This is a genomic window from Allofranklinella schreckenbergeri (genome assembly GCF_003703475.1).
GTDB classification, from domain to species: Bacteria; Pseudomonadota; Gammaproteobacteria; order Burkholderiales; family Burkholderiaceae_C; genus Lampropedia; species Lampropedia schreckenbergeri.
Window position 1 is genome coordinate 97,546 of sequence record NZ_RDQM01000010.1, and the last position, 12,434, is coordinate 109,979.

6 protein-coding genes are annotated in these 12,434 nt (G+C 67.3%); 4 read left to right on the forward strand and 2 right to left on the reverse strand.

Annotated elements, in window-relative coordinates; translation table 11 throughout:
- Nucleotides 1-240 precede the first annotated feature (240 nt).
- The 3 genes from glnA to EBQ26_RS09000 all read left to right on the forward strand — a co-directional run bounded on the left by glnA (nt 241) and on the right by EBQ26_RS09000 (nt 8,109).
- Nucleotides 241-1,662: a type I glutamate--ammonia ligase gene (gene glnA, locus EBQ26_RS08990; RefSeq protein WP_122238684.1), complete on the forward strand. Its 1,422-nt coding sequence runs from the start codon at nt 241-243 to the stop codon at nt 1,660-1,662.
- A gap of 127 nt (nt 1,663-1,789) precedes the next feature.
- The gene (locus EBQ26_RS08995) at nt 1,790-6,577 is read left to right on the forward strand and encodes a glutamate synthase-related protein (protein WP_122238685.1); all 4,788 of its coding nucleotides are present in this window, start codon (nt 1,790-1,792) and stop codon (nt 6,575-6,577) included.
- A gap of 44 nt (nt 6,578-6,621) precedes the next feature.
- Complete coding sequence (locus EBQ26_RS09000; protein WP_122238686.1) at nt 6,622-8,109, forward strand: glutamate synthase subunit beta; 1,488 nt, start codon at nt 6,622-6,624, stop codon at nt 8,107-8,109.
- A 313-nt stretch (nt 8,110-8,422) separates the two neighbouring features.
- Here EBQ26_RS09000 and ntrC read toward each other — a convergent pair whose 3' ends face one another.
- Nucleotides 8,423-9,922, reverse strand: coding sequence for a nitrogen regulation protein NR(I) (gene ntrC, locus EBQ26_RS09005; protein ID WP_122238687.1), 1,500 nt, complete (start codon nt 9,920-9,922; stop codon nt 8,423-8,425).
- A 16-nt stretch (nt 9,923-9,938) separates the two neighbouring features.
- Entirely contained in the window at nt 9,939-11,030 is a 1,092-nt protein-coding gene (gene glnL / locus EBQ26_RS09010; protein WP_122238688.1) for a nitrogen regulation protein NR(II), read from the reverse strand.
- 146 nt (nt 11,031-11,176) lie between these two features.
- Here glnL and pncB point away from each other — a divergent pair, with 146 nt between their 5' ends.
- Complete coding sequence (gene pncB, locus EBQ26_RS09015) at nt 11,177-12,376, forward strand: nicotinate phosphoribosyltransferase (protein WP_122238689.1); 1,200 nt, start codon at nt 11,177-11,179, stop codon at nt 12,374-12,376.
- Nucleotides 12,377-12,434: the final 58 nt, after the last annotated feature.

The window sequence follows — 12,434 nt, forward strand, 5'->3', positions numbered from 1 at the left end:
GTAATATAAAGGCTTTGGCGGCGTCTTTGCAAGGCGTTGGCGCGCGGATGCACCAAAACGAAGCGCGCGCCCCGTTTTGGTGCCGGGGCGCATGCCTCGCCGTGGGGCGCAGGGCGCGCGCGGCAGCCTTTGCGGGGGGCTTGGCCTGCGTTTTCCTTGGGCCGACGGGGCCTGCCAGCGCCTGGCACGGCTTTTGCTTTGGATGCTCCGTCACATTTCCCACGTAACAGGAGCGCCCGCATGGCAAAAGCAAAAACCGTCGATGACGTCATGGCAATGATCGAAGAAAACGACATCAAGTTCGTTGACTTCCGCTTCACCGACACCCGTGGCAAAGAGCAGCACGTCACCGTGCCGATTTCCCATTTCGATGAGGACAAGTTCCACAGCGGCCATGCATTCGATGGCTCCTCGGTGGCAGGCTGGAAAGGCATCGAAGCCTCGGACATGCTGCTCATGCCCGACCCCGACACTGCCAACATCGACCCCTTCTTCCAGGAGCCCACCCTCTTTCTGACCTGCGACGTCGTCGATCCGGCCGACGGCACGCCCTACGAGCGCGACCCGCGCAGCATCGCCAAGCGCGCCGAGGCCTATCTGAAAGCCTCCGGCCTGGGCGACACCGCCTACTTCGGCCCCGAGCCGGAGTTCTTCCTCTTTGACGGCGTGCGCTGGGAAAACAGCCCCGGCAAGGCTGGCTTCGAGATCGAGGAGTACGAAGCGCCCTGGAACACCGGCGCGCGGCTCGAAGGCGGCAACCGCGGCCACCGCCCCACGGTCAAGGGCGGCTATTTTCCTGTGCCGCCGGTGGACAGCACGCAGGACATGCGCGCCGAGATGTCGTTGGTGCTTGAGTCACTGGGCATCCCCGTGGAGGTGTTTCACCACGAAGTGGCTGGCGCAGGCCAGAATGAAATCGGCACGAAGTTCAGTACCCTGGTTCAGCGCGCGGACTGGACACAGCTGCAAAAGTACGTCATCCACAACGTGGCCAACCTCTACGGCAAAACGGCCACCTTCATGCCCAAGCCCATCGTGGGCGACAACGGCTCGGGCATGCACGTGCACCAATCGGTCTGGAAGGACGGCAAAAACCTGTTTGCCGGCGAGGGCTACGCGGGCCTGTCGGACTTTGCGCTGTACTACATCGGCGGCATCATCAAGCACGCGCGCGCGCTCAACGCCATCACCAACCCCGGCACCAACAGCTACAAGCGCCTGGTGCCCGGCTTTGAAGCGCCGGTCAAGCTTGCCTACTCGGCCAAGAACCGCTCGGCCTCCATCCGCGTGCCCTTTGTCAGCAACCCCAAGGCCCGCCGTGTGGAGGCGCGCTTTCCCGATCCGCTGATGAACCCCTACCTGGGCTTTGCCGCGCTGCTCATGGCCGGGCTCGATGGCGTGGAAAACAAGATCCACCCCGGCGAGGCGGCCACCAAGGACCTGTACCACCTGCCGCCTGAGGAAGACGCGCTCATCCCCACCGTCTGCCACAGCCTGGACCAGGCGCTGGAGGCGCTGGACGCTGACCGCGCCTTCCTCACCAAAGGCGGCGTGTTCACCGACGCCATGCTGGACGCCTACATCGAGCTGAAGATGGGCGAAGTCACGCGCTTTCGCCAGGCCGTGCATCCGCTGGAGTTCGAGATGTATTACTCGCTGTAAAGCGCCTGCCGTCACGATGGGCCGTCACGATTCGTTGTCACGGCCCGCTCCCGGCGCTGTCTGGGCGGCCCCGCCGACTTGCCCCACCCCAAAACGCACAAGAAAACCGAACAAGAAGGAGTACGCCATGAGCCAGGCGTCCGAGGCGCAGCAGCTGCGCCAGCAGGGTTTGTACGACCCGTCCCGCGAACACGATGCTTGCGGCGTGGGCTTTGTGGCCCACATCAAGGGCGTCAAAAGCCATGCCATCGTCACCCAGGCGCTGCAAATCCTGGAAAACCTTGACCACCGCGGCGCGGTGGGCGCCGACCCGTTGATGGGCGATGGTGCGGGCATTCTGATCCAGATCCCCGATGCGCTGTACCGCGCGGAAATGGCCGAGCAGGGCGTGGCGCTGCCCCCGGCGGGCGAGTACGGCGTGGGCATGGTGTTTCTGCCCAAGGAGCACGCCAGCCGCCGCGCCTGCGAGCAGGAGCTCGAGCGCGCCATCAAGGCCGAGGGCCAGACGCTGCTGGGCTGGCGCGATGTGCCGGTGGACCGCGCCATGCCCATGAGCGAGGCGGTGCGTGAGAAGGAGCCGGTGATCCGCCAGGTCTTCATCGGCCGCGGCGGCGACGTGATCGTGCAGGACGCGCTGGAGCGCAAGCTCTACGTGATCCGCAAGACCGCCAGCGCCGCCATCCAGCGCCTGGGGCTCAAGCACAGCAAGGAATACTACGTGCCCAGCATGAGCACCCGCACGGTGATCTACAAGGGCCTGCTGCTGGCCCATCAGGTGGGCACGTACTACCGTGATTTGCAGGACGCGCGCTGCGCCTCTGCCCTGGGGCTGGTGCACCAGCGCTTTTCCACCAACACCTTCCCCGAATGGCCGCTGGCGCACCCTTACCGCTACGTGGCGCACAACGGCGAGATCAACACCGTCAAGGGCAACTACAACTGGATGCGCGCGCGCGAGGGCGTGATGCGCAGCCCGGTGCTGGGCGAGGATCTGCAAAAGCTCTACCCCATCAGCTTCGCCGACCAGTCTGATACGGCCACCTTCGACAACTGCCTGGAGCTGCTGACCATGGCGGGCTACTCGCTCAGCCAGGCCATGATGATGATGATCCCCGAGCCGTGGGAGCAGCACGAGGGCATGGACGCGCGCCGCCGCGCCTTCTACGAATACCACGCGGCCATGCTGGAGCCGTGGGACGGCCCGGCATCCGTGGTTTTCACCGATGGCCGGCAGATCGGCGCCACGCTAGACCGCAACGGCCTGCGGCCCTCGCGCTACTGGGTCACCGACGACGACCTGGTCATCCTCGGCTCCGAAGCGGGCGTGCTGCCCATTGACGACAGTCGCATCGTGCGCAAATGGCGCCTGCAACCGGGCAAGATGCTGCTGATCGACCTGGAGCAAGGCCGCATGATCGACGACGAGGAGATCAAGGCCAGCGTGGCTGGCGCCAAGCCCTACCAGCAGTGGAGCGACAACCTGCGCGTGCGCCTGGACAGCGTGCCCGCCCCGGCCGCTGTGGCCGCCGCGCCGTTGCCTGCGCACGCACTGGCGCTGCGCCAGCGCCAGCAGCTGTTCGGCTTCACGCAGGAAGACCTCAAATTCCTGCTCGCGCCCATGGCCGCACACGGCGAAGAAGGCATTGGCAGCATGGGCAACGACAGCCCGCTGGCCGTGCTCTCGCCGCGCAGCAAGCCGCTGTACAACTACTTCCGCCAGCTTTTCGCGCAGGTCACCAACCCGCCCATCGACCCGATCCGCGAGGCCATCGTGATGAGCCTGGTGTCCTTCATCGGCCCCAAGCCCAATTTGCTGGACATCAACCAGGTCAACCCGCCGATGCGGCTGGAAGTGCGCCAGCCCGTGCTGGACGCGGCCGATATGGCCAAGCTGCGCGACATCGCCGCGCTCACGCACGGCAAGTTCAAGAGCGCGGTGATCGACATCACCTACCCGCTGGCCTGGGGCCGCGACGGCGTGCAGGCGCGCCTGGCCTCGCTGTGCGCGCGCGCCGTGGACGCGGTGCGCGACGGGGCCAACATCCTCATCGTCAGCGACCGCGACGTGGCCGCCGACCGCATCGCCATTCCGGCGCTGCTGGCGCTCTCGGCCATCCACCAGCACCTGGTGCGCACGGGCCTGCGCACCGCCACCGGCCTGGTGGTGGAAACCGGCACCGCGCGCGAGGTGCACCACTTCGCCGTGCTGGCCGGTTACGGCGCCGAGGCCGTGCACCCCTGGATGGCCATCGAAACCCTGCACGACATGCACCAGCCGCTGGCGGGCGCGCTGTCGCCTGAAAAGGCCGTGGCCAACTACATCAAGGCTGTGGGCAAGGGCCTGTCCAAGATCATGTCCAAAATGGGCGTGAGCACCTACATGAGCTACTGCGGCGCGCAGCTGTTCGAGGCCGTGGGCATCAACGCCGAGACGGTCAGCCAGTACTTCACCGGCACCGCCAGCCGGGTCGAAGGCATGGGCGTGTTCGAAATCGCCGAGGAAGCCATCCGCTTGCACCAAGCCGCCTTCGGCCACGATGCGTCTGCCTCCGGGCCTTCCTCCGCGCCCCGCATGCTGGATGCGGGCGGCGAATACGCCTGGCGCGCGCGCGGCGAGGAACACATGTGGACGCCCGACGCCATCGCCAAGCTCCAGCACAGCACGCGCGCGGGCAGTTTTGCCACCTACCAGGAATACGCCCGGCTCATCAACGACCAGAGCCGCCGCCTGATGACGCTGCGCGGCCTGTTCGAGTTCAAGACCGATCCGGCGCGCGCCATCGCGCTGGAAGAAGTTGAGCCTGCCAGCGAAATCGTCAAGCGCTTCGCCACCGGCGCCATGTCGCTGGGCTCCATCAGCACCGAGGCGCACGCCACGCTGGCCGTGGCCATGAACCGCATTGGTGGCAAGAGCAACACCGGCGAAGGTGGCGAGGACGAGCGCCGCTACCGCCAGGAGCTCAAGGGCATCCCCATCCGCGCGGGTGAAACCTTGGGCAGCGTGATCGGCGCGGAAAACGTCGCGGTGGACCTGCCGCTGCAAGATGGCGATTCCTTGCGCAGCCGCATCAAGCAGGTGGCCTCCGGACGCTTTGGCGTCACTGCCGAATACCTGGTCAGCGCCGACCAGATCCAGATCAAGATGGCCCAGGGCGCCAAACCCGGCGAAGGCGGCCAGCTGCCCGGCGGCAAGGTGTCCGACTACATTGGCCGCCTGCGCCACAGCGTGCCCGGCGTGGGCCTGATCTCGCCGCCGCCGCACCACGACATTTATTCCATTGAAGACCTGGCCCAGCTCATCCACGACCTGAAGAACGTGGCCCCGCACGCGGACATCAGCGTCAAGCTGGTCAGCGAAGTGGGCGTGGGCACCATCGCCGCCGGGGTGGCCAAGTGCAAGGCCGATCACGTGGTCATCGCCGGGCACGACGGTGGCACCGGTGCATCGCCCTGGTCCAGCATCAAGCACGCGGGCAGCCCGTGGGAGATTGGCCTGGCCGAAGCCCAGCAAACCCTGGTGCTCAACCGCCTGCGCGGGCGCGTTCGCGTGCAGGCCGACGGCCAGATGAAAACCGGGCGCGACGTGGTCATCGGCGCGCTGCTGGGGGCCGACGAATTCGGCTTTGCCACCGCGCCGCTGGTGGTGGAAGGCTGCATCATGATGCGCAAGTGCCACCTCAACACCTGCCCCGTGGGCGTGGCCACGCAAGATCCGGCGCTGCGCGCCAAGTTCGCTGGCAAGCCCGAGCACGTCATCAACTACTTCTTCTTCGTGGCCGAGGAGGTGCGCCAGATCATGGCCCAGCTGGGCGTGCGCACCTTTGACGAGCTGGTGGGTCGCAGCGACCTGCTGGACATGCGCCAGGGCGTGGCGCACTGGAAGGCCAAGGGGCTGGACTTCTCGCGCCTGTTCGCCCAGCCCAGCGTGGGCGATGAGGTGCCGCGCCGCCACGCCGAAGCGCAGGACCACGGCCTGACCAATGCGCTGGATCACCGGCTCATCGAGCGCAGCCGCCCGGCCCTTGAAAAAGGCGAACGCGTGCGCTTCATCGAAGCCGCGCGCAACGTCCACCGCAGCGTGGGAGCCATGCTCTCGGGCGCGCTCACCCGCCTGCACCCGGAGGGCCTGCCCGATGACAGCATCCACGTGCAGCTCGAAGGCGTGGGCGGCCAGTCCTTCGGCGCCTTTCTGGCGCGCGGCATCACCCTGTACCTGATCGGCGAGGCCAACGACTACACCGGCAAGGGCCTCTCGGGCGGCCGCATTGCCGTGCGCCCCAGCCTGGACTTTCGCGGCGAGGCCGCGCGCAACACCATCGTGGGCAACACGGCCCTGTTCGGCGCCACCAGCGGGCAGGCCTTCTTCGCGGGCGTGGCGGGCGAGCGCTTTGCCGTGCGTCTGTCGGGCGCCACGGCGGTGGTCGAAGGCGTGGGCGACCACGGCTGCGAATACATGACCGGCGGCACCGTTGCCGTGCTCGGCAAAACGGGCCGCAACTTCGCCGCCGGCATGAGTGGCGGCGTGGCCTACGTCTATGACGAAGATGGCCTGTTCGCCAGCTGCTGCAACACCGCCAGCGTCAGCCTGGAGCGCGTGCTGCCGCACGACGAGCACGAGGCGTGCATCGACCGCGCCATCTGGCACCAGGGCCAGAGCGACGACGCCCAGCTGCGCGCCCTGCTCGAAGCGCACCACCGCGCCACCGGCAGCCGCCGCGCGCGCGAGCTGCTGGACAACTGGCAGGCCGCGCGCAGCCGCTTCGTCAAGGTCTTCCCTCACGAATACCGGCGCGCCCTGGCCGATCTGCACGCGCGCCGCCAACGGGCGCCCGCCCTGGCCGCTGAAGCCGCTCCCAAGGACGGATCAAAGAACAGCGCCAAGGCTGCCCCCCGCGCCAGCGGCCAGCGGGCCTGAGCCTGCGCCTGCCTGTCCGCACACACCAAAAAGGAACCACGATCATGGGAAAACCCACCGGCTTTCTGGAATACCAACGCATCGAGCCCGGCTACCTGCCCGTGCAAGCCCGGCTGAAGCACTACAAGGAATTCGTCATCGCCCTTGACGAAGCCCAGGCACAGACCCAGGGTGCGCGCTGCATGGACTGCGGCACGCCGTTTTGCAACCACGGCTGCCCGCTGGGCAACGTCATCCCGGACTTCAACGACCTGATCTACCGCCAGGACTGGGCCAGCGCGCTGGAGGTGCTGCACAGCACCAACAACTTCCCCGAATTCACCGGCCGCATCTGCCCTGCGCCTTGCGAGGCCGCCTGTACCCTCAACATCAACAGCATGCCCGTGGGCATCAAATCCATCGAGCAGGCCATCATCGACCACGCCTGGGAAGCCGGGGCGGTGCAGCCCCGGCCTGCGGCGCACAAAACCGGCAAGCGCGTCGCCATTGTCGGCGCCGGCCCCGCCGGGCTGGCCGCCGCGCAGCAACTGGCGCGCGCCGGGCATGCCGTCACCCTGTTCGAGAAAAACGACCGCCCCGGCGGCCTGCTGCGCTACGGCATCCCCGACTTCAAACTCGACAAAAGCCACATCGACCGCCGCATTGCGCAAATGCAGGCCGAAGGCGTCACCTTCCGCACCGGTGTGCTCGTTGCAGGCCCCGACGGCCTGGGCGCGGGCAGCAAAGTCACCAACTGGGCCGGTGAAACCATCGCTCCCGAAACCCTGATGGCCCAGTTCGACGCCGTGCTGCTCACCGGCGGGGCCGAGCAAAGCCGCGACCTGCCCGTGCCCGGCCGCGAGCTGGACGGCGTGCATTTCGCCATGGAGTTTTTGCCCCAGCAAAACAAAGTCAACGCGGGCGACGCGCTGCCCGGCCAGATCCGCGCCGAGGGCAAGCACGTCATCGTCATCGGCGGCGGCGACACCGGCAGCGATTGCGTGGGCACCAGCCGCCGCCAGGGCGCCGCCGAAGTTACCCAGTTCGAGCTCATGCCCATGCCGCCCGAGCAGGAAAACAAAGCCCTGACCTGGCCCTACTGGCCCCTCAAGCTGCGCACCAGCACCAGCCACGAAGAAGGCTGCACGCGCGAATTCGCCATCGCCACCAAGGCCTTCGTGCCCGGCAAAGGCAAGGACAAAGGCCGCGTTGCCGCCGTCAAAACCGTGCGCGTGCAATGGCAGGACGGCCAAATGCGCGAAGTGCCCGGCAGCGAGCAAACCCTCAAGGCCGACCTGGTGCTGCTGGCCATGGGCTTCGTCAGCCCCGTGCCCAGCGTGCTGGCCGCCTTTGGCGTGCAAACCGACGCGCGCGGCAACGCCCAGGCCAGCGCCGAGCCCACCGGCGGCTACGCCACCAACGTGCCCAAACTCTTCGCCGCAGGCGACATGCGCCGCGGCCAATCGTTGGTTGTCTGGGCGATCCGCGAGGGAAGGCAAGCCGCCCGTGCCATTGACGAGTTCCTGATGGGGTTCAGCGACCTGCCCCTTTGAGGCACGCGGATCGCCCTTTGGGTGGCGTCGTGGCGTGGCCGGGGCGTCTGTTGTGAATTGGTGCGCATGCGGCAATCCGGGGGGGGGCGCCAGCGCCGCGTCGGTGTTTTAGCTCGTCATTCCCGCGCACGGCTTGCCCTCGCGGGAGTGACGAGGTGGCGCTTGCAGAGAGTGTCTTCATGAGAATTGGAATTGCCCTGGCGCGACATTTCAATCAAAGGAAAAATCACTCTAATACCATACTGCCGAAAATGGCATATTTATTTTCCTTTTGATTTAGAAATTGGGGTGCGCCGCATGACAGGCGGGCCGATCAGCCGCCGTCCAGCCCCAGCTCCTGGAGTTTGCGGGTGAGGGTGTTGCGGCCAATGCCCAGGCGTTGCGCGGCTTCGATGCGGCGGCCTTGGGTGCTGGCCAGGGCGGCGCGCAGCAGTTGCGCTTCGGCGCGGCGCATGAGTTGTTCCCAGACATGGGGCTGGCCCTGGGCGAGCAGTTGTGCGGCCTGGGCGTGCAGGGCGCGCTCCCAGGCGGCGCTGGCGTTTGCGCCGTTGCCGGTATCGGCGTCGGCGTCGGCGGGCGCGGGCGTTTCTGGCGCGGGCGGCGCGTGCAGCACTTCGGGCGGCAGGTCTTTGGCTTCGATGGCGGTGGCGGGGGCCATGACGGTGAGCCAGTGGCAGATGTTTTCCAGCTGGCGCACGTTGCCGGGGAAGTCGAAGCCTTCCAGATGCCGCAGCGCGGCCGGGCTTAGGCGCTTGGCCTGCACGCCCAGCTGGCGCGCGCTGGTGTGCAGAAAGTGCTGGGCCAGCGCGGCGATGTCTTCGCGGCGTTCGCGCAGCGGCGGCAGGCGCAGGCGGATGACGTTGAGGCGGTGAAACAGGTCGGCGCGGAAGCTGCCGCTGGCCACGCGCTGCTCCAGGCTTTGGTGGGTGGCGGCGATGACGCGCGCGCGGGCCTGGATGGGACTGTGCCCGCCCACGCGGTAGAAGTGCCCGTCCGAGAGCACGCGCAGCAGGCGTGTTTGCAGCTCCAGCGGCATGTCGCCGATTTCGTCCAGAAACAGCGTGCCGCCTTCGGCCTGCTCGAAGTGCCCGCGCCGCAGGGCCTGCGCGCCGGTGAAGGCGCCGCGCTCGTGGCCGAACAGCTCGCTTTCCAGCAGGTCTTTGGGGATGGCGGCGGTGTTGATGGCGATGAAGGGGCCGCCCGCGCGCGGCGAGTGCCGGTGCAGCGCGCGCGCCACCAGCTCCTTGCCGCTGCCCGATTCGCCGGTGATGAGCACGGTGGCATGGCTGGCCGAGAGGCGGCCTATGGCGCGAAACACTTCTTGCATGGCGCTGGCCTGGCCGAGCATTTCGGGCGCGGCGGGGGCGGGCGGCGGGGTGTGCGGGGGGCGGGGGTTTTCCTGCATGGCGCGGCGGATCAGCGCCACGGCCTGCGGCACGTCGAAGGGCTTGGGCAGGTATTCGAATGCGCCGCCCTGGAAGGCGGCCACGGCGCTGTCCAGGTCGGAGTAGGCGGTCATGATGATGACGGGCAGGCTGGGCAGCCGGGCCTTGATTTGCGCCAGCAGCTCCAGGCCGGAGCCGCCGGGCATGCGGATGTCGCTGACCAGCGCCTGCGGCGTCTGGCCCGCCCCGCCCTGGGCGGCCTGGGTCAACGCCTCAAGCGCTTCGCCCGCGTGGCTGAAGCTGCGCGTGGGCAGGCGCTCGCGCGCCAGCGCCTTTTCCAGCACGAAGCGGATGGAGGGGTCGTCGTCCACGATCCAGATGGGCGGTGCGAGGGCGTCGCGGACGTCGGAAGTTTCGGCGGTGGTCATGGGCTGCGGGGGCGGTTCAGGGCAGGGGAAGGAGGATGCGGAAATCGGTCTGCCCGGGCTGGCTGTGCAGCTCGATCAGGCCGCCGTGCTGCTGCACGAAGGTTTGCGCCAGCGCCAGGCCCAGGCCGGTGCCATCGTCGCGGCCCGAGACCAGGGGCAGGAACACCCGGCTGCGAATGGCCTCGGGCACACCGGGGCCGTTGTCGATGATGTGCAGCCGCAGGGCCAGCCGGTGGCGGGTTTTGCCGATGGTGATTTGCCGCGCCACGCGGGTTTTGAAGCGGATCAGCGCATCGCCTGCCGCGCGGCGCACGGCCAGCGCCTGCGCGGCATTGCGCGTGATGTTGAGCACGGCCTGGATGAGCTGTTCGCGGTCGCCATGCAGGGGTGGGATGGAGATGTCGTAATCACGCTCCAGCCGCAGCCCTGGGGCAAACTCGGCCAGCACCAGGGCGCGTACGCGCTCGCATACTTCGTGGATGTTGACGGGCGCCAGTCGCTGGCGGTGGCGGTGCGGCGCCAGCAGGCGGTCCACCAGCGCCTGCAGGCGGTCACACTCGTGGATGATGACCTGGGTGTACTCGCGCAGGCTGGGGTCGTGGTCTGTTTCCATCTCCAGCAGCTGCGCCGCGCCGCGAATGCCGCCCAGCGGGTTCTTCACCTCATGCGCCAGGTTGCGCAGCAGCTCCTTGCTGGCTTGCGTCTGGTCCAGCAGACGCTCCTCGTGGTCCTGCCGCGCTTGCTGGGCGCGCGGCAGGCATTCGAGCAGAAACTCCCCCTCGCACTCGCCTGCGGAGATGGTCACGTGCACCGGCAAGGCTTCGCCGCCGGGGCCGCGCAGCTCATCGTCGTAGCGCAGCGAGGCCAGCTCCTGCCGCGCCACCGCTTGCAGCGCGCCGCGCAGCGCCGCCGCATCGCCAGCGAAGTGAAACACTGGCAGGCCCGCCAGATGCTGGCGCGAGAGGTGCAGCGCGTCCTCCAGCGCGGCGTTGACGAACAGCACCCGCCCATCGCCATCGACCACGGCCAGCAGCGTGGCCAGGGCGTCGAAGGCGTGGAAGCGCTCGGTGGGGGAGGGCAGCAGGGCAGGGGGGCGGGGCGGGGGCATGATGCGAAAAGTGTACGCGCCCGGGCGTGCGGCGCAGGTGGTGCAGTCCGCGGCACGCTCTACCGCTCTACACTAGCGCGCCTTCCGTCCGGCCTGTTGCACGGCTTTGTTTCCGCGTTTTTCGCACTACTAGGGGCACCCCTCCAATGGCGCAACCCATCATCACCAGCTTGCTCGATACCGATCTCTACAAGTTCACCATGTGGCAGGCGATGCTGCACCGGCACCCGCAGGTGCAGGCGGAATACCGCTTTGTGTGCCGCCAAAAGCCCGAATTTGCGCTGGCGGGCCTGATTGACGCGGTGAACGCGGAACTCGATCACCTCTGCCAACTGCGTTTTACCGAGCAGGAGCTGCATTACCTGGGCGGCTTGCGCTTCATCAAATCGGACTTCATCGATTTCTTGCGCATCTTCCAGTTCCAGCGCGCGTTCATCCAGGCCCGCGTGGAGGGCGATGCGCTGCGTATCGAGGCCAAAGGCCCGCAAGTGCATGTGATGGCGTTCGAGATTTTCGTGCTGGCCATCGTCAACGAGCTGTACTTTCGCCAGTTCGACGCCCAGGCCGCGCTGGCCGAAGGGCAGCGGCGCTTGAGCGCCAATGTGGAGGAACTCAAAACCCTGGGCCGCGAGGCGGCGCTGCGCCACCCGTTCGAGCTGTTCGACTTCGGCGTGCGCCGGCGCTACTCGCGCGCCTGGCAATACCACGTGGTTAAAACCTTTGCCGAGGAAACGCCGCAATGGTTCAAAGGCACCTCCAACGTGCGCCTGGCTATGGATTTGGGCATCGTGCCCATCGGCACGATGGCGCACGAGTATTTTCAGACCTACCAGGCGCTGGGCGTGGTGCAGTTGCGCAACTTCCAGAAAGCGGCGATGGAGAGCTGGGTGCAGGAGTACCGGGGCGATTTGGGCATCGCCTTGACCGATACCGTGGGCATGGATGCGTTTTTGCGCGACTTCGATTTGTACTTCGCCAAGCTGTTCGACGGCTTGCGCCACGATTCGGGCGACCCCATCGTCTGGGGCGAAAAGGCGCTGGCGCATTACGCCAAGCTGCGCATCGATCCCCACGCCAAACGGCTGGTGTTCTCCGACGGGTTGACGGTGCCCGAGGCGCTGCGCATCTACCACCACTTTGCCGATCGCACCCAGTGCGGCTTTGGCATCGGCACGCAGTTGACCAACAACATGGGGCTTCAGCCCCTGTCCATCGTCATGAAGCTCACGCGCGCCAATGGCCAGCCGGTGGCCAAGATCTCGGACACGCCCGGCAAGCTGCTGTGCGAGGACCAGACGTTTCTGGACTATCTGCGCCAGGTCTTTCAAGTCGGCATGCCCGCCTGAACGCGCACGGGCGTATCCCCTGTACTGCCACCTACGCACCACCCACATTTGAGGAGGC

Bases quoted from the DNA above. Each gene is read 5' to 3' on its own strand.
- glnL (WP_122238688.1), bottom strand. From the start codon at position 11,030: ATGCCCCCGCCCCGCCCCCCTGCCCTGCTGCCCTCCCCCACCGAGCGC.
- EBQ26_RS08995 (WP_122238685.1), top strand. From the start codon at position 1,790: ATGAGCCAGGCGTCCGAGGCGCAGCAGCTGCGCCAGCAGGGTTTGTAC.
- ntrC (WP_122238687.1), bottom strand. From the start codon at position 9,922: ATGACCACCGCCGAAACTTCCGACGTCCGCGACGCCCTCGCACCGCCC.
- pncB (WP_122238689.1), top strand. From the start codon at position 11,177: ATGGCGCAACCCATCATCACCAGCTTGCTCGATACCGATCTCTACAAG.
- glnA (WP_122238684.1), top strand. From the start codon at position 241: ATGGCAAAAGCAAAAACCGTCGATGACGTCATGGCAATGATCGAAGAA.
- EBQ26_RS09000 (WP_122238686.1), top strand. From the start codon at position 6,622: ATGGGAAAACCCACCGGCTTTCTGGAATACCAACGCATCGAGCCCGGC.